This is a genomic window from Corynebacterium sp. HMSC062A03, assembly GCF_001811145.1.
In the GTDB taxonomy this organism is placed as follows: domain Bacteria; phylum Actinomycetota; class Actinomycetes; order Mycobacteriales; family Mycobacteriaceae; genus Corynebacterium; species Corynebacterium aurimucosum.
The window spans coordinates 79,051-96,337 of sequence record NZ_KV803647.1; the positions used below are offsets into that span (position 1 = coordinate 79,051).

19 protein-coding genes are annotated in these 17,287 nt (G+C 60.4%); 13 read left to right on the forward strand and 6 right to left on the reverse strand.

From position 1 onward, the window contains the following. The 4 genes from ilvA to HMPREF2781_RS01355 are packed head-to-tail and all read left to right on the forward strand — an operon-like array spanning position 1 to position 2,597. Positions 1-1,284, forward strand: a complete 1,284-nt coding sequence (gene ilvA, locus HMPREF2781_RS01340; protein WP_070643745.1) for a threonine ammonia-lyase IlvA — start codon at positions 1-3, stop codon at positions 1,282-1,284. Next, a complete protein-coding gene (locus HMPREF2781_RS01345) occupies positions 1,284-1,922 on the forward strand; it encodes a YigZ family protein (RefSeq protein ID WP_070643747.1) in 639 nt (212 codons plus the stop codon). Before ilvA ends, HMPREF2781_RS01345 begins: the two co-directional genes overlap by 1 nt. A 45-nt stretch (positions 1,923-1,967) precedes the next feature. Next, positions 1,968-2,204, forward strand: a complete 237-nt coding sequence (locus tag HMPREF2781_RS01350) for a hypothetical protein (protein ID WP_070445375.1) — start codon at positions 1,968-1,970, stop codon at positions 2,202-2,204. A 6-nt stretch (positions 2,205-2,210) separates the two neighbouring features. Beyond that, positions 2,211-2,597 (forward strand): RNA-binding S4 domain-containing protein, encoded by a 387-nt coding sequence (locus tag HMPREF2781_RS01355; RefSeq protein WP_010190494.1) that lies wholly within the window; start codon positions 2,211-2,213, stop codon positions 2,595-2,597. On the opposite strand, the gene HMPREF2781_RS01360 is transcribed toward HMPREF2781_RS01355, so the two are convergent. The 5 genes from HMPREF2781_RS01360 to HMPREF2781_RS01380 all read right to left on the reverse strand — a co-directional run bounded on the left by HMPREF2781_RS01360 (position 2,594) and on the right by HMPREF2781_RS01380 (position 8,680). Beyond that, a complete protein-coding gene (locus HMPREF2781_RS01360; protein ID WP_070445378.1) occupies positions 2,594-3,598 on the reverse strand; it encodes a GTP pyrophosphokinase in 1,005 nt (334 codons plus the stop codon). The genes HMPREF2781_RS01355 and HMPREF2781_RS01360 overlap by 4 nt on opposite strands. A 51-nt stretch (positions 3,599-3,649) precedes the next feature. Next, a complete protein-coding gene (locus tag HMPREF2781_RS01365) occupies positions 3,650-4,285 on the reverse strand; it encodes a hypothetical protein (RefSeq protein WP_236659250.1) in 636 nt (211 codons plus the stop codon). Between the two features lie 124 nt (positions 4,286-4,409). After that, a complete protein-coding gene (locus HMPREF2781_RS01370; RefSeq protein WP_070445385.1) occupies positions 4,410-5,795 on the reverse strand; it encodes a 3'-5' exonuclease in 1,386 nt (461 codons plus the stop codon). A 57-nt stretch (positions 5,796-5,852) separates the two neighbouring features. Next, positions 5,853-8,078 carry a glycogen debranching protein GlgX gene (glgX, locus tag HMPREF2781_RS01375; protein WP_070643753.1) on the reverse strand — a complete coding sequence of 742 codons (2,226 nt, stop codon included), beginning with the start codon at positions 8,076-8,078 and terminating at the stop codon, positions 5,853-5,855. A 14-nt stretch (positions 8,079-8,092) separates the two neighbouring features. Then, positions 8,093-8,680, reverse strand: a complete 588-nt coding sequence (locus tag HMPREF2781_RS01380) for a TetR family transcriptional regulator (RefSeq protein WP_070643756.1) — start codon at positions 8,678-8,680, stop codon at positions 8,093-8,095. A gap of 176 nt (positions 8,681-8,856) precedes the next feature. On the opposite strand from HMPREF2781_RS01380, the gene HMPREF2781_RS01385 reads away from it, so the two are divergent. Both HMPREF2781_RS01385 and HMPREF2781_RS01390 read left to right on the forward strand, forming a co-directional pair. Then, positions 8,857-9,603, forward strand: coding sequence for a hypothetical protein (locus HMPREF2781_RS01385; RefSeq protein ID WP_070643759.1), 747 nt, complete (start codon positions 8,857-8,859; stop codon positions 9,601-9,603). Between the two features lie 8 nt (positions 9,604-9,611). After that, positions 9,612-10,196: a hypothetical protein gene (locus HMPREF2781_RS01390; RefSeq protein ID WP_246821746.1), complete on the forward strand. Its 585-nt coding sequence runs from the start codon at positions 9,612-9,614 to the stop codon at positions 10,194-10,196. On the opposite strand, the gene HMPREF2781_RS01395 is transcribed toward HMPREF2781_RS01390, so the two are convergent. After that, positions 10,155-11,078 (reverse strand): YbjN domain-containing protein, encoded by a 924-nt coding sequence (locus HMPREF2781_RS01395; RefSeq protein WP_070643763.1) that lies wholly within the window; start codon positions 11,076-11,078, stop codon positions 10,155-10,157. The two genes, HMPREF2781_RS01390 and HMPREF2781_RS01395, sit on opposite strands and share 42 nt — an antisense overlap. Before the next feature lie 151 nt (positions 11,079-11,229). Between HMPREF2781_RS01395 and hisD the strand changes: the two genes are divergently transcribed. The 7 genes from hisD to priA are packed head-to-tail and all read left to right on the forward strand — an operon-like array spanning position 11,230 to position 17,283. After that, on the forward strand, positions 11,230-12,579 hold the full coding sequence (gene hisD / locus HMPREF2781_RS01400) for a histidinol dehydrogenase (RefSeq protein WP_070643767.1): 1,350 nt from the start codon (positions 11,230-11,232) through the stop codon (positions 12,577-12,579). 3 nt (positions 12,580-12,582) lie between these two features. Beyond that, positions 12,583-13,686: a histidinol-phosphate transaminase gene (locus HMPREF2781_RS01405; RefSeq protein WP_070643770.1), complete on the forward strand. Its 1,104-nt coding sequence runs from the start codon at positions 12,583-12,585 to the stop codon at positions 13,684-13,686. Positions 13,687-13,746: 60 nt separating this feature from the next. Next, positions 13,747-14,379: an imidazoleglycerol-phosphate dehydratase HisB gene (gene hisB / locus HMPREF2781_RS01410; protein ID WP_070643772.1), complete on the forward strand. Its 633-nt coding sequence runs from the start codon at positions 13,747-13,749 to the stop codon at positions 14,377-14,379. A 5-nt stretch (positions 14,380-14,384) separates the two neighbouring features. Further along, positions 14,385-14,567, forward strand: coding sequence for a hypothetical protein (locus HMPREF2781_RS01415; RefSeq protein ID WP_070445412.1), 183 nt, complete (start codon positions 14,385-14,387; stop codon positions 14,565-14,567). Positions 14,568-14,617: 50 nt separating this feature from the next. Then, the gene (locus HMPREF2781_RS01420; RefSeq protein WP_070445416.1) at positions 14,618-15,838 is read left to right on the forward strand and encodes an MFS transporter; all 1,221 of its coding nucleotides are present in this window, start codon (positions 14,618-14,620) and stop codon (positions 15,836-15,838) included. After that, positions 15,835-16,470 (forward strand): imidazole glycerol phosphate synthase subunit HisH, encoded by a 636-nt coding sequence (gene hisH / locus HMPREF2781_RS01425; protein ID WP_070643774.1) that lies wholly within the window; start codon positions 15,835-15,837, stop codon positions 16,468-16,470. The genes HMPREF2781_RS01420 and hisH overlap by 4 nt, the downstream gene beginning before the upstream one ends. Before the next feature lie 30 nt (positions 16,471-16,500). Next, a complete protein-coding gene (priA, locus tag HMPREF2781_RS01430; protein ID WP_070643777.1) occupies positions 16,501-17,283 on the forward strand; it encodes a bifunctional 1-(5-phosphoribosyl)-5-((5-phosphoribosylamino)methylideneamino)imidazole-4-carboxamide isomerase/phosphoribosylanthranilate isomerase PriA in 783 nt (260 codons plus the stop codon). Positions 17,284-17,287: the final 4 nt, after the last annotated feature.

Here is a 17,287-nt window from a genome sequence, read left to right on the forward strand (position 1 = left end):
ATGACAAGCACCCCGCAAGACTTCGAGCCAATCCACGCCTCTGATATTCAACTGGCCCAATCGCGAATTAGCTCGGAGATTGCCCCGACTCCGCTGCAATACTGCCCGCGACTGTCCCAGGAAACCGGCTATGAGGTGTACTTAAAGCGCGAGGACCTGCAAGACGTGCGCTCCTACAAGATCCGCGGGGCTATCTACGGCATGTCAAACCTTAGCGAAGAGCAGCGGACACATGGCATCGTCACGGCGTCGGCGGGAAACCACGCCCAAGGAGTGGCTTATGCCTGCCGCACCATGGGAATCCACGGCAAAATCTACGTGCCGGAACCGACCCCGAAACAAAAACGCGACCGCATCTTGGTCCACGGCGGCGACCTCGTGGAACTCGTTGTCACCGGCGCCAATTTCGATGAGGCAGCAGCTGCCGCGCACGCGGATGCAGCGGAGCGCGGCGCCTTCTTCATCGAGCCTTTCGATTCGCGCGATACCGTCACCGGCCAGGGAACTGTGGCTGCGGAAATCGTCTCCCAGCTGTCTTCGATCGGTAAATCCCTCGATACCGTGGTGGTCCCCGTGGGCGGTGGCGGCCTGATCTCCGGCATCACCTCCTACCTCGCTGACATGGCCCCGCGCACGGCGGTGGTGGGCATTGAGCCGGCCGGGGCGGCGTCGCTCAGCGCAGCGTTCGCTGCTGGTGAGCCGGTGACCCTGGAGACCGTTGATCCCTTCGTCGACGGTGCCGCCGTCAAGCGCATTGGTGAGCTGCCCTTCCAGATCTTGGAAGCCAACCAGGGCCGCCTGCACCATGACACCGTCTCCGAAGGCGCCGTGTGCACGGAACAGTTGGCGCTGTACCAAAACGAGGGCATTATCGCCGAACCCGCCGGCGCGCTGAGCGTGACCGGCCTGCGCACGCTCAACCTGCAGCCAGGCTCAACGGTGGTGTGCGTGATTTCCGGCGGCAACAATGACGTGCTGCGCTATGCCGAAATCATGGAGCGCTCCCTGGTGCACCGTGGACTCAAGCACTACTTCCTGGTGAATTTCCCGCAGGAGCCCGGCCAGTTGCGCCACTTCCTGCAGGATGTTCTTGGTCCAGAGGATGACATCACGCTGTTCGAGTACCTCAAGCGCAATAACCGTGAGACCGGTGCTGCGCTGGTAGGTATCGAGCTGGGGAGTGCCGCAGGTATCGACGGACTGCTGGAGCGCATGGAGGCGTCGAAGCTTAATTGCCAGCAACTAAAGCCAGGTACCCCCGAGTACGATTTTCTTGTCGCATAATGCTGGAGAGCTATCAGCGTCCCGTCGCCGGTGAGATTGTCGAGCATGAGATTGAGATCAAGCGTTCGCGGTTTATCACCCTTATCGGCCGCGCCACGACGGAAGAGGAAGCACGCGCGCTTATCGACGCCGCCCGCGACCGCTTCCCCGACGCCCGCCACCACTGCTCGGCCTATATCTACCACGTGGACGGCTCGAATCCAGTGGAGCGCTCCTCCGATGATGGCGAGCCCTCCGGCACGGCGGGCAAGCCCATGCTCGATGTTTTGAAGGGCTCCGGACTGCTCGATATCTGCGCGGTGGTCGTGCGATACTTTGGCGGTATCAAGCTGGGCGCGGGCGGGCTCGTTCACGCCTATGGCGGTGCCGTCAGCGAGACGATGGAGCAGGTTGAGCCCGTCACGCGTGCCCTACGCGAGCTCTATACCGTCGAGGTTTCCCACGCGGACGCCGGTCGCTTAGAAGCAGAGCTACGCAACCGGGGTGTGGACATGGTGGATACCGCCTACGCCCAAGCGGTGACTTTCACCGTGTCTGTGGAACCCGGCGGTGAGGAGGAGCTTGCGGCGACGCTCGCCGCGCTGACCCAGGGTGGGGTAGAGCCGAAGGAAGCTGGAACTGCCTGGGTGGAGCTTTAAGGCCGCGAGAAGGCCGCGAGTTTTTGGCCATGTAGAATAAGCCCCATGACTATGCAGCGACGCCCCAACAACCCCATTGAGCAACGCAAGCAAGCCGTGCGCACCCACGCACGCAACGGCGCTATCTGCGTCGTGGGCGGCGTCGCCGGCGGTGTCCTCCTAGGCTGGGCACTCACCGGATTCTGGACCTGGATGGCGATTGGTCTCATCGTGGCCGTGGTGGGTGGCGCGTACAACTGGGTCAAAATCCAGAAGATCGTGAACGAGAACCACAACCTATAAAAGCCCATGGTGAATCAGCCCGACGGGCGGCCCGTACGCATTGATGCTTGGGTTTGGTCCGTGCGCATGTTCAAGACCCGCTCGGAGGCCGCCACGGCGGTGCGCGCCGGGCACGTCAAACTCAACGGCAACGCCACTAAGCCCGCGCAGCAGGTCGTTCCTGGCGACCGCGTGCGCGTGTGGCGCAACCACCACGAGCATGACCTTGAGGTGCTCGCCACCGTGTCCAAGCGCGTCGGCGCCCCGATTGCGCGCACCTGCTACATCGACCACGCCCCGCCGCCACCGCCGAAGGAATTTATGCCCTCCGTCCCGGTCCGCCCGCGCGGTGCTGGCCGCCCGACGAAGAAGGAGCGCCGGCAGATGGAGAAATTCCGCGGTGGATTCCGCTAATTATTTCGGAAGTTCTTTAAGGCCTTCAGCCGAGCATTCAAGCGGCGCTTGCGGTCTTTGCGGTCACCGGCCTCGGCCGTGGCTTCGATGTGCTGGGCACCGAATTTGTTGAGCAGCAAGTCGTCGATAAGCCTGACCTGGCCCGGGCGGAAGCGGTAACGCATGGCATCGTGCACGTGGGCGATGGCGTCATCGTCGAGCAGCTGCTTGAGCTGGCTCAAGCGTGTGATGCCGTTGTTGTCGAGCAACTCGGCAAGGAAGCGATAATGCTCCGAGCGTGAACGAGGGAAGCGGCTGCCCAGAATAATGGCGAGGACACCAGGGAGGGTCTCGGCTGTAATTTCCACGTCATCGCCTGCCTCAGAACTGGGGGCTTTGAGTGCGGCGATTTCATCGAATTGCTGGTCCGCCAGCTCAATCAGGCCCGCAGCCAGTGTGAAGAGGCGATCCACCTGCGGGGAAGGCGGGTTCGGGCCCTGCTTGTACCGGATATCGTGCTCAAATTCCGCCCAAGCGTGTTGTAGCACGGTGCGGATTTGAATCTCGAAGGTCCAGCCGATATAAGGCTCAAGTTCCTCCAGCGTGGCGGCGCTGTCCTCGGACACCGTCAGCACCAAATGGTGCGAGCCATAACCAAAACCACCAGAAATCCGCGTTTCCGCCGCCTTGTCCACCGAGCGCAGCACGGTAAAGGTTTCTCCCAAAACCTCTAGAGCTTCCGGGATAACCGTGGAGTGGAAGACGGTAATTCGCACCCCCAAAACATCGTGGATATCTTCCCACGGCTTCGGGTACATCAGCTCGCCGTTGTCGCGGCGCTTCTTCGCTTTCGCCTTGAGAGAAGGCCACAGCTTCACGCGGGTCGCTACGCGGTCAAAGATAATGCCGGCGTCGTTAAGCAAGTCCTCGATGGCATCGCGGAAATCCTGCGCCGCGGTAGGATGCGCGTGTACCCAGGAATGGTACTGGTTGCTCAGGCGGGACATGGATGATTCAGCCATCTTAAGAACGTGACTCCTTTCGGCCACGGCGGAGGAAGTATGGAGGTGTGTCTACACCTCCAGTGGAAAGCCGTTAGCTAATACTAGTGGTTGCAAGCTCAGCGGTGGTCGATGGCGCGGGCGCAATTCGGCCGCGCGGTAGGCCAGTTCCGTGGCGCGCTGCGGGGAAATGTTGAGCAGCGCGTAGAGAGTGTGCGCATCAGGCACGAGGTAGGTAATACTCCGAGCCTGGCTAAGCCGCTGCAAATGATTGTCCAGGATAACGAAGGCCTGCGGGTGAGCCAACCACGACGAGACAGCGCAGCGATGCACCCGCACCTCTAGGCCCTTTTCCGTTCTACCCAGTCCGAGTTCGGCAGGCCGGGTAAAGAAGCGCAGCCCCTGCTGCGTCAGTGCGCGGCGTTGCAGATTCAGCGCGGCAGCATCCCAAGCTTGGCGCACGGTCAAACCCATATCGTCCACAGCGCGCTGGCTCACGCGCTTGGCTTCGGTGCCTGTGCCGTGGACCAAGGACATCGATAGCGTCCGCGATAGCTGGAGGCTAGCAGGTGAATCACCGAAGCCATCATCACAGAGCTTGATTCCGTTGAGCTCCTCGCTCGGGCAGAGCGAGGGGAGCAGGTGGTCGATGCGGAGGGAGGTGGGCAGCGCGATGGTCATGGTGGATTTACTCCGAAAGGTAGGCAAGTGCAGATTCCTTGCCCTTATTGGACTGGGCTTTATGCCCACAGGTTCCCACTAGTTCGTAGAAAACCCACCACGCGCTAGAGCCTTGATGTTCTAGCGCCTCCGTGCTCAAGAGCTACGCAGGTTAGAACGGCGGAGCCTCATCAAGCTGCAGCTCCTCTAACAGCTTGTCCGTCTGCCAGATCGCGATGTCCTGGCCTTTGCCTTGCAGCTCCTCAGCGCGTTTTTCTTTAGAGGTCTTGGTAGCCCACTGGCCCACAACCAGGATGGTGGTCTTCTTCGTGACATTCTTGCCCACCTGGCCGCCGCGTTCAGCAATCTTGGACCACAAAAGGCCCTTGTCGAAAGGCTCGAAGTCACCGGTGAGAGTGACATTCTGAGCAAATAGCGCGCCTTCCGGATCCGCATCAGGATTGGGATCCGGGATGGTGTCCGGAGTGGATACGGATTGCCACGGGGCTGCACCACGGCGCTCCTTAGCGGCGGAGCCCTTCTTCTTCGAGCCCGAGGCTGTACCCGCCATGCGCGTCTTGTCGCGGAAATCCGTACCAGCGCCCAAGTCGGCAGCGGAGAGGGGAGCGGTGTTGGCGCGCAGGACCGGGATGACGGAGTCCTCGCTCAACGTGCCCAGCGCAAAATCACGGGTGGTGAACAAGTCTTCAATGCTTCCGGAGTGACCAAAGCGCTGCGCTAGGGCACTGACAATCTCGCCCGCCGCGCGGGCGTCGGCTGTGGCCTCGTGATGGCGGAAATCCTCGGCACCGAGGTAGGAGGCAACGGTGGGAAGTTTATGGTTGGCCACGTCGATGACGCCTGCACGGGAGGCGTCGCGGGCCAGTGCCAGGGAACACGCTAAGCGAAGTTCTGGCACCGGCGCGTCGGCCTTCTTGAGGCCACTGCGCAGGGCCGTGGAATCGAATTGCGCGTTGTGGGCTACTAGCGTGTCTGTGCCGAGGAACTCGAAGAGCTCGGCGGCGGCATCAGCGAAAGGTAAAGTATCAGCGACGTCCTCCGCTGTGATGCCATGGATGCTGATGTTGACCTCGTCGAAGTGCTCGAGCCCCGGTGGGGGAGTGCACAGCCACGTGCGGGACTCGGTCTCTTCGCCATCGCGGAAGCGGACCGCACCGATCTGGCAGACCGAGCCCCAGTTATCGTTGGCGGTTTCCACATCGACGGCGGTGAAGTTGAGCCCCTGCACACCACTGCTGGCAGCCGGTGCTTCGCCGCGCAGCGCTGCCTCAACCGCGCGGGCAAATGCGGCCGCGTCTTGGCCGGGGGCGAAGCGGATGATCGTGTCCCCAACGGTCCCTGCAGAATCGCTCGTGCCGCGCACTATGACCTGCCCAAACCCTGTCTCCGTTGGTTCCGTGCACTCCACGCCCGTGGCATCAGCTAAGGAGAGAGCCTCGCGGGCTGGGGCGCCAAGGGAAGCGGCTAGCTGGGAGCGTTGGACGGTGAGTGCATCGGTGGTGACATCAATGACAGCACCGTGGGCGGTATAGGACACGGTTTCCTTTCAAGGACGGGGTTAATGGTGGACAGCAGACGGTGGAGTGCAGTCTAGCTATCGGCTTTCTTCTGCCGTGGCAGCGGATTGCGCAGAGTCATCGCTATCGTCGAAAACTGGGGGCTCAGTCTGGCGCAGGATCAGCGTTGTGCGCGGCTGTACCACGATGGAACCTTCGGCTGCGATGAGCTTCTCCTCGTCCGGATAGCCACCGGAATCAGAGGTGTCGACGATGAGCCTCCAACTAGCACCCAGGTCCTTCTTGGGCAGCGTGAACTCGATGTCTTCGTGGTGAGCGTTGAAAATCATGATGAAGGAATCATCCGTAATGCGTTCACCGCGGGCAGTGGTTTCCGTAATCGCGTTACCGTTGAGATAGACCATGAGGGCCTTGCCGAACTCAAAATCCCAGTCCTGCGGGGTCATGAGTTTGCCGGAGGGCACGAGCCAGGCAATATCGCGATCTTTCACCTCAGAGCCAAAGGGGCCACCAGCCAAGAAACGCTGGCGGCGGAACACCGGGTGGTTCTTGCGGATGTTGATCAGGCGCTTGGTAAAGCCGTGCATGGCGACGTTCTTTTCCTGCTCCAACATCGACCAATCGATCCAGGAAATCTCGTTGTCCTGGCAATACACGTTGTTATTGCCGTCTTGGGTGCGGCCCAGCTCATCACCATGGCACAGCATCGGGGTGCCCTGGGATAGCAGGAGGGTAGTGAGGAAATTGCGGACCTGGCGGCGCCGGAGCTTTTTAATCTCTTCGTCGTCAGTCGGCCCTTCCACGCCATGGTTCCACGAGCGGTTGTGGGACTCACCGTCGCGATTGTCTTCACCGTTCTCGGAATTGTGCTTTTCGTTATAGGACACCAAATCACGAAGCGTAAAGCCATCGTGCGCGGTGATGAAGTTGATAGACGCGGTGGGGCGGCGGCCGTTGTTGGCATAGAGATCGGAGGAACCAGTCAGGCGTGAGGCAAACTCACCCATTGTCGCCGGCTCCCCGCGCCAGAAATCACGGACGGTATCGCGGTACTTGCCGTTCCATTCGCTCCAGATGGGCGGGAAGTTGCCAACTTGGTAGCCGTTATGGCCCACGTCCCAGGGCTCGGCGATGAGCTTGACCTTGGAGACCACCGGGTCCTGCTGGACCAAATCGAAGAAAGTGGCGAGCTTATCCACATCATCGAGTTCGCGCGCCAGAGTGGACGCGAGGTCGAACCGGAAGCCATCCACGCGCATCTCCGTCACCCAGTAACGCAGCGAATCCATAATCAGCTGGAGGGAGTGCGGGTGACGGACATTCAGGGAGTTACCGGTACCGGTGTAGTCCATGTAGTGCTCGGGGTTGTCATCAACCAAGCGGTAGTAGGCGTGGTTATCAATGCCGCGGAAGGCGATGGTTGGCCCCATGTGGTTGCCCTCGGCGGTGTGGTTGTAGACCACATCGAGGATGATCTCAATCCCTGCCTCGTGGTAGGCGCGAACCATAGCCTTGAACTCAGCCACCGCCTCGCCGGGCTTCTTGGCATAGGCGTAGTCCGCATGCGGGGCGAAGAAGCCGAAGGTGTTGTAGCCCCAGTAGTTGCGCAGATCCAGCTGGCGCAGACGGTCATCCTGGAGGAACTGGTGGACCGGCAGCAGCTCGACGGCCGTCACACCCAAGTCCTTGAAGTAGTTGATGATCGCAGGGTGCGCCATGCCGGCGTAGGTGCCGCGCAGCTCCTCCGGCACATCCGGGTGCGTCATCGTCATGCCCTTCACGTGGGCTTCGTAGATGATGGTTTCGTTATCCGGGGTATGTGGACGGTTGTCGCCGTGCCACTCGAAGAAGGGGTTGATGACCACGGACAGCATCGTGTGGCCCAAGGAATCATCCTGGTTGCGTCCGGTGCCTGGCTCTTCAGCGAAGATGTCGTAGGAGTACAGCGAGGCATCGCCGTCAAAGTCTCCGTCGAAGGCGCGAGCATAAGGATCAACAAGCAGTTTCGAAGGATCACAGCGCAGGCCGTGCTCCGGTTCATAGGGGCCATGGATGCGATACCCGTAGCGCTGCCCGGGGCTGACGTTGGGGAGGTAGGCGTGCCAGACGTGAGCGGTGATCTCCGTTAGTTCAATGCGTTCTTCGCTGCCATCTTGGTCGATGAGGCAGAGCTCGACCTTTTCGGCGATTTCGGAAAAGATTGCAAAGTTTGTTCCTGCTCCATCGAAAGTGGAGCCGAGCGGAGAGGGGGAACCAGGCCATACCTGGTGAGATGGCGTTGAGTCAGCACGGGTCTCAGTCATGAGGCTTAGCTTAGTCAATTCTGATGTATGTGATCGCTTCGCAGTGACCTTAAGCCGGCGACCATGAGCTCCGCGGCGCGCACCGAGGTGGCATCCACCGGCGCGCTGTGTGGGCTTGGAGTTGCGGTGCTTGGCGACGACCCTTGTGGTGTCGCCCCACTGAGCTGCTCGCGGGATTGCTCCATAAAGGTAGCTCCCAGGATGTAGTGGATCAGGGTGCGGGCAGCGACGACACTATCTTCCGTTGATGCAGCGGGAGCTTCCTTTTGTAATGCCGTTATAAATAGCTCTTCTAAGTCAGCGCTCGCTGAAGACTCTGGGAAGGCAGCGCCGGCGATGGCTACCTCAGCGCCATCGCGCCAGCGGCGCAGCTCCCCCTGCAGGGAACTGACCAGTTCTGCCGTGCTTTCCCCAGAGACGGGGGAGAGGATTTCAGCTGTCATCGCGGCGATGAGAGATTGTTTGTTGGCCACGTGCCAGTACAGCGCGCCGGGTGCGACTCCGAGGTTGGTGGCGACTCGGCGCATAGTGACATCAGCAAGGCCGTATTGGGTCAAAAGCTCAAGGGCGGTGGAAACGATAGCGTCGCGAGAAAGGTGCACACGACCAACTCTACGCGGCAAGAGAATACCCTCGTGAGGCTCACAGGAAGCTTCAAGGCGTAGAATATGAATTCTTCAAACAGCGCTTGTTAAGGTTATGTGAGTTGCCCAAGAGCAAACACTGCGTCCCGCGTGGTTTAACCTATCGCTCTCTATGTACATTTAGGAGTTTTCCCTTGTCTTTTCTGACACCTGCCAAGAAGTCCCTCATTGCTGTTGCACTCGTTGCGCCGCTTTCCTTGGCTGCTTGTGGTTCCGATGATGAGAATGCAGGTGACACTGCGTCCTCTGCGGCAAAGACCACCACGACTACGAAGTCTAAGGAAAAGACGTCTGAGAAGAAGACGGAAGAGAAGACTTCTGAGGAGAAGAAGGAGGGGGAGGACAAGAAGGACGGCGAAGAGAATAAGGACGAAGCTGCCAAGCCGGAGGGAGAGAACCCCGAGGCTGCTAACCAGACTCTGGCCAACCCCTTCGAAGAAGGCGCTGATCCTTTCCAGAACATGCCCAAGGTCGAACCGGTTCAGGGTGAAGCTGCCAGCCAGGAGGATATCGACGGTATTAACACCCTAGTACGCGGTATGTATGAGCAGCAGACCATGCGTTCCTTTGTGAAGTACCTCCCGGAGCACACCTGCGCGGCTATCCGCAACGATCCGAACTCCGGCCTCGATCAGGTTGATTACAACCAGGTTCCGGATGTTCCGATGAACCAGCTCAAGGACATGATGGCGGCAGCGGGCCAGGATACTTCCCAGATGGATGGCTTTGACTGGTCCAAGACCGGTGTTGAGTCCATCAACGATGTTGTGGTTAACGGTGACGATGCTTCCGCGACTGTGAACGTCAACACCAGCCAGGGCATGGATAGCTCCACCATGCGCTTCAAGCGTGAGAACGGTAACTGGACCTTCTGCGGCTAGAGAGTATCGTGCCTGGACTGCGTGCTCTTAGCCTTCGCATACCCCGCGCCATTGGATTCGGCGCGGGGTTGCTCGCGTTAGCACTCTTTGGATTCTCTGCAGCCGGCGCCGCGTGGGGACTGTGGCGTCCAGCTCTCAAGGGGCACCGGGTTGATGATGGCGGCTACGCCTTGAGCAACGTTGCCGACGTGCAATTTGATTCCTATATCACCTTCGTACTGATCACCGGAGTTCTTAGCGCGGCCCTGGGGGCTACTGCCTACGTGCGAGGTGAGCGCTACCGTGGCGTCGGCGTACTGCTGTGGGTGGCTCTGGCTGCTCTGGCTGGCGCGGCATCGTTTTATGTCTTCGGTGGAGCCACCGCCACTTATATTCCCGAGAATCCCGGAGAGTATGTAGAGTTTGTGCCGAAATTCTCGCCGGGTAGTGCCTGGCTGGTAGGGCCGTTTATGGCCATGTTTGCCTACTGGTCCGCGCTATTCATCGATTCGCCTTGCGATGCTGTGAGCGAGAGGGATTCGGAAGGAAATGAGGTGCCGGTCGACGGCGCGCTAGGGCCACGCGACGGGGGAGGAGCCTACCGCCTCCCGTGAGATGTCATCGATGCCGTGGAGTACATGTTTGATGCCGCGGCCGAGGGCGGTGATCAATTGGGCGTCGGAAAGCCCGGCGCCCGTCATAACCGCGTAATCGATGCGTACCTGCAACCCATCAATGTTTGAGTGGCAGAAGGCGGAGGCTGAGTGATTGGTCCGGTTCCAGTCATTGCAAATGAGGAAGATTTTGGAGAACTCGCTGCCCGGCAGGTTGGGATCCCAATGGCCTTTGATGATGAGGCTGGGGCCGGAATCGATGGCGAAAGCAAAGAGGACATCATTGATCCAGGCATAGATGGCCTCGTCAGCATCCGCCTGGAAGCGTGTAATTCCGAGGGCTGGCAAGAGTTCCCCAAGCCGAGCGGTGTCGACGTCGGCGACGGGGCCGTCGAGTTCTGTTTCTTCTTCCGGAGCCGTTGGGCGGGGAAGCGTGAGAACGGGGAAGTGATCGGCCAATTCTTCGAGGCAGGCCGCAGCGTTGTGGAGTGCTGGCAGAACCGAAGCGGAAAGCTGGGACGTTGTAGGTTTCTGGTGAACCACGAGGAAGGAATGCCCCCACACCTTTACCTCGGTAGGTGCCGAATAGTTGAGGATGAGGTGTGGCGAGAGGCAGTCATGGTTCCAGTCATTGACGAATTCACTGAGAGCAGGAATGTCGCCGAAACCTAGAACGCCGTGATGGGTGGTGTAGAAACGCAGGATTGGTTCGCCCTCGGTGTCCATGAAAGCGCGGGTTTCCCCAAGCGGTGGGTGAGGGAAGAGGAGCTCGTGTGCGGTGACCCGAATGCAATCGAAGCTTTCGCGGTGCGCGAGGTTTTCGACACGGGCAAGCAGGTCGGAAGGAGGCTGGCTGTCCAGGCCATCGGCGCCGTTGCTCATCTCGCCGCCTCCCTTCACCGATTCGGGCTCCCGGAATGTGTTACTAGTGGCACATTCTATAACCCCTACCTGCCAGCTCGCTGGCTTTTCGGTCCAGGTATAGTAATGGGAAGGTATAGAAACCGCTGCATATTATAAAAGGGGTCTGAGCATGCTACGAACCATCGACCTGCGTGGAGAGGAACTCACCACCTCCCGGCTGCGCCGAGTCCTGCCGCGAGGGGGAACGGACGTGTCCTCAGTGATGGGCACCGTCATCCCCATGGTGGAGAAAGTCCGCGAGGGTGGTGCGGCGGCGGCCCTCGATTTCGGCGAAAAATTCGACGGAGTCCGCCCCGCCGCAGTGCGAGTACCTAAGGAGGAGATGAAGAAGGCTGCCGAGGACCTGGACCCGAGTGTGCGAGCAGCCATCGAAGAATCTATCGCGCGCGTGCGTGCCGTTCACGCTGATCAGAAGCCGGCTTCGCACACGACGACACTGGCACCAGGCGCGACGGTCACCGAGGTCTTCCAGCCCATCGAGCGAGTAGGGCTCTACGTCCCAGGCGGCAAGGCGGTGTATCCGTCTTCCGTCATTATGAATGCCGTCCCCGCCCAAGAAGCGGGCGCTGCGGCGATGGTCGTGGCTTCTCCGCCGCAGAAGGAATTCGGTGGGCTGCCACACCCGACAGTGCTGGCCACGTGCCACATGCTGGGCGTGGATGATGTCTGGGCCGTCGGCGGCGGGCAAGCCATCGCGCTTCTGGCCTACGGCGATGATGAACCCGCCACGGGTGAAGAAGCTCTGGAGCCTGTCGATATCATCACCGGCCCCGGCAACGTCTTTGTTGCTGCCGCTAAGCGCGCGGTGCAGGGAGTGGTGGGAATTGATGCAGAAGCTGGTCCTACCGAGATCGCCATCCTGGCCGATGAGACCGCTAACCCCGTCTACGTGGCCTATGACCTCATTTCCCAGGCGGAGCACGATCCCATGGCTGCCTCCGTGCTCATCACCGGTTCTGAGGACTTTGCCGCTGCGGTGAATGCGGAGGTAGCTCAGCGCTATACCGCCACCGCCAACGCCGAGCGCGCAGCTGAGGCATTGCGCGGAGAACAGTCCGGCATCGTCCTGGTCAACGACCTCGAGACAGGTATCGCTGTCGCGGACGCCTATGCCGCTGAGCACTTGGAGGTACACACAAAGAATGCCCGGGCAGTTGCGGAGCGTATCCGCCACGCCGGCGCGATCTTCGTTGGTGAATACTCGCCCGTACCGCTCGGTGATTACTCCGCCGGCTCCAACCACGTTTTGCCTACCTCGGGAACCGCGCGGTTTAGCGCCGGGCTGTCGACGCACACCTTCCTACGGCCGGTCAACCTCATCGAGTACGACCGCGCGGCACTCGGCGAGGTAGCTCAGAATGTCATTGCCTTCGCCACTGCAGAAGACTTGCCCGCCCATGGTGAAGCAATTGCGGCACGATTCGCTGATGACACCGATACCCAGAAAGAAGAGGCTTAAGCAATGGCTGAGTTGAAGGATCTTCCCCTTCGCGAAGAATTGCGCGGCTCCAGCGCCTATGGAGCCCCGCAGCTGACGGTGACCAACCAGCTCAACACCAACGAGAACCCCTATCCGCCCTCGGAGGCGCTGGTGAAGGACATGGTGGCGGCCGTCGAGAAGCACGCGCGTCAGCTCAACCGTTACCCAGAGCGCGATGCCGTGGAGCTGCGCACGGCACTGGCGGAGTACGTCAGTGAGCAGACCAGGGTGGCTGTCAGCGTGGAGAACGTCTGGGCAGCTAACGGCTCCAATGAGGTTCTGCAGCAGCTGCTGCAGGCCTTTGGCGGGCCGGGGCGAAGCGCGCTGGGATTTACACCGAGCTATTCGATGCACCCCATCCTATGCGCGGGCACCCAAACCGAATTCATCTCCTGCCCACGCGATGCGGATTTCTGTATTGATGAGGAGGAGGCGTTGGAGGCCGTCGCCAAGCACCGCCCCGACGTCGTTTTCATCACAACACCGAACAATCCCACCGGTGATGTCACCCCGATCGATGTAGTGGAGAAGATCGTGCAGGCCGCGCCGGGCATCGTCATCGTGGACGAGGCCTACATGGAATTCTCGCCTTCGCCTTCTGCGACCACGCTGCTGGAGAAATATCCGACCAAGCTCGTGGTCTCGCGCACGATGTCCAAGGCCTTCGACTTCGCCGGCGGACGTTTGGGCTACTTCGTGGCAGATCCGGCGTTCGTGGAAGCCGTCATGCTCGTTCGTTTGCCCTATCACCTGTCGGTTCTCTCCCAGATCGCGGCCACCGTTGCCCTTGCGCATAAGGAAGAGACCTTGGGAACTGTGGCCAAACTATCGGCGGAGCGGGACCGGGTTGTCGCACGGCTTAAGGAGCTCGGATACTACGTCGTACCCAGCGAATCCAACTTCGTCTCCTTCGGACGCTTTGCCGATCAGCACGCGGTGTGGCAAGGATTCCTGGACCGCGATGTCCTGATTCGTGATAACGGTGTACCGGGTCTCTTGCGCGCCACGATTGGTCTGCCTGAAGAGAATGATGCCTTCCTTTCGGCCGCGGCGGACTTGGCAGATACAGTAGAGATGACTAACTAAAAACGATGATGAAATGAGCCCACATTGTGGGCTCATGACTTGAAGAAGGAGCGTGGGGCAATGAGTGCTGGCGACGCTGTACGTCACAACCATGGCGACCGCATTGGCCGCGCAGAGCGCGTCACCGGGGAGACAAAGATCTCTGTAGAAATAAACCTCGATGGCACCGGCCAGTCGGATATTTCGACGGGGCTGCCGTTCTTTGACCACATGCTTAACGCTGTGTGCACCCACGGCTCCTTCGATCTTCGCGTTCACGCTGAGGGCGATATTGACATCGATGCTCACCACACGGTCGAAGACACCGCTATCGTGCTGGGCCGTGCCTTTCTGGAGGCGGTGGGGGATAAGTCCGGGATCCGCCGTTTCGGCTCCCAGCTCCTCCCCATGGATGAAACGCTGGTGGAGGCCGTCGTCGATATCTCAGGGCGTCCCTACTTCGTGATGAATGGCGAGCCGGAGAACATGGAGTGGCAGATTATCGGTGGGCATTACGCCACGGTTATCAACCGACACTTCTTTGAAACCTTTGCCACGCACTCGGCGACGACCTTGCACGTCAACGTGCGTTACGGCCGCGATCCGCATCACATCACGGAGGCCGAGTATAAGGCAGTGGCCCGTGCTCTGCGCCAGGCTACTGAGTGGGATCCGCGCGTGACCGGAGTTCCTTCGACGAAGGGAGCGCTCTAAGACTTATGAATGTAATGGTTCTCGTTCTCTTTCTGGTCGCCGGGTTGCTCGTCGGTGGTGCGTGGGCGGCATACCAGAACGGGTCGGTGCTGATGACTGTGGTCGCGGGTGCGCTCGCGGCGATCTCCGTGACTGCCGCCTTGGTCTGGTTCCTTGACATCTTTTCAGCAGGATTGGCGGCGAAGTGATAGAAAAGACCCCTCAGAGCGTATGGAAGGTTGCTGGCTTTAAGGAAACCATGATCGCGGTGGTTTCCGCTTTTGGTGCTTGGTCGGTCTTGCTGCCTGTGGTGCCGCTGGCCGTGCTGGATGCCGGCGGTTCCGCGACATTGGCTGGTGCCACGACCGGCGTGTTCATGCTGGCCACAGTGCTTACCCAAATGGCAACACCGATGCTGCTGCGCATCTTTGGCTACCGCCCGATTATGGCGGCCGCGGCGTTGTTGCTGGGGCTGCCGGCGTTGGGGCACATGCTGGGCGATGCAGCCCCGATCGCCCTAGGCTTTTCCGCTCTGCGCGGTATAGGCTTCGGTGCGCTCACAGTGGCGGAGAACGCACTCATCGCGGAAATCACGCCACGGCGCCTGCTGGGTAAGGCCACGGGAATTTTCGGCCTATTCATCGGTGCAGCCCAAATGGCCTTCTTGCCTGTGGGCCTCGCGGTGGCTTCAGCCTTTAACTACAACACGGTGTATCTTCTGGCTGCTGGTCTTGGCTTACTAGGATTCTTCACGTGCATTCTGGTGCCGCAAATCAAAGCCGCTCCAGTGGGGTCGCCGGACCCCTCAGACACCACCCCGCGCGCCCCGATGTGGAAGCTCGTGCTCGTCCCAGCACTGGCGCTGATGAGTTTTTCCGTGAGCTATGGCGTGGCATCTAACTTCATTTCTCCGGCGGTGCGTGAGTTGGATCCTGAGCGCGGCGCTGTCTTGGGCGGCCTCATGCTATCGGTGATTGGTGGTTCGGCCATGATCGCGCGCTATGTGGCCGGTGTGGTGGCGGACCGAGTAGGCCAGCCAGGCACGCTGATGATTCCCGCTCAGGCTTTTTCAGTCTTAGGCGTGGGGCTTATCGCCGCCGTGCTGTGGCAAGAATGGTCAGTATGGCTGCTCGTGTTCGGCACGGTCATCTACGGTGCGGGTTTCGGCATCGTGCAAAATGAGGCGCTGTTGTCGATGTTCGACCGTCTCCCGCGCGAGCGCCTCTCGGAGGGCTCTGCGGTGTGGAATATTTTCTACGACGGCGGCACGGGCCTTGGCTCGACGGTGCTCGGCGCCGTCGTGGCTATGTCTGGTTATTATGGCGCGTTCGCCGCTGGCGCCGCCATCATCGCGGTGGGCCTGCTCATGTCTGCGGCTGACCTCGCCTTGGGCAAGACCCGCGTGAGCGAGCTGAACGACATCCAAACCCGCCTGCGCATGATTAGAAGGCCGAGGAGACCCGGAAAGGAAGCACGATGAGCTCACACGACGTAGTAGTCCTGGATTATGGCGCTGGCAATGTCCGGTCGGCAGTGCGCGCGCTGGAGAGGGTCGGTGCCACCGTCGCGGTGACCGCGGACCCGAAACAGGCGGTAGAGGCCGATGGCCTTTTGGTCCCCGGAGTGGGGGCGTTCGCTGCCTGCATGGAGGGCCTGCGCGCCGCACAGGGGCCGCGAATCATTGGTCAGCGATTGGCTGGTGGTCGCCCCGTTTTGGGGATTTGCGTAGGCATGCAGATTCTTTTTGAGTCAGGCACTGAACACGGCGTGCACACCGAAGGTTGCGGCGAGTGGCCCGGGGAGGTTACCCGTTTGCAGGCTCCCGTCCTCCCGCACATGGGATGGAACACCGTGGAGCTTCCTAGCGGAAGCCGCATGTTTGAAGGCGTGAGCCCGGAGGATCGCTTTTACTTCGTGCATTCCTATGCCGCACGGAGCTGGGAGCTGGAGACCGAGATTACAGAGCCGCCGAAGGTGGCGTGGTCGGAGTATGGCGGTGACCGTTTTGTCGCTGCGGTAGACAATGGTGCATTGTGGGCCACCCAATTTCACCCGGAGAAATCTGGTGACGTTGGTTCGCAGCTGCTGAAGAACTGGATAGGAACGCTTTAAAGAGTCCGCGTGAAAGGTAGACTACCCACCATGAGTTTTACACTGTTGCCCGCGGTTGATGTCATTGATGGTCAGGCAGTTCGCCTTGATCAAGGAGAGGCCGGAACCGAGAAATCCTATGGCTCGCCGCGTGAGGCTGCCCTGAAGTGGCAGGCTCAGGGTGCGCAGTGGCTGCATGCAGTCGATTTGGACGCGGCTTTCGGCCGCGGATCCAACCATGAACTGCTCGCCGAAATCACCACAAGCGTGGACCTGAACGTGGAGCTGACCGGCGGGATTCGAGATGATGAATCTCTGGCCCGGGCTCTCGCCACCGGTGCGCGCCGCGTCAATATTGGTACCGCGGCTTTGGAGAACCCTGACTGGATTGCCAAGGCTCTGGCAGAACACGGTGACCGCATCGCAGTGGACTTGGCGGTCCGCCTGGTGGATGGCGAGTGGCGGACGCGAGGTAACGGCTGGGTATCTGACGGCGGCGACCTCTGGGAGGTCCTCGAACGCCTCGATGCGGCTGGTTGTACTCGCTTCGTAGTAACGGACGTGTCCAAGGACGGTACGCTGCAGGGCCCCAACATTGAGTTGTTGCGTGAGGTCGCGGCCGCTACAGAAGCCAAGGTCACTGCTTCCGGAGGAATTTCCACCCTGGATGATCTGCGTGAATTGGCCCTCTACGAAAATGAGGGAATTGATTCCGCCATCATCGGTAAGGCTCTCTATGAGGAGCGCTTCACGCTGGAGGAAGCTCTCGCTGCCGTTGCAGAGGTTACCCCGCTGCCGGGAGAGGAATACATCGACCCGATCGAGGAGAGGTAGGCCG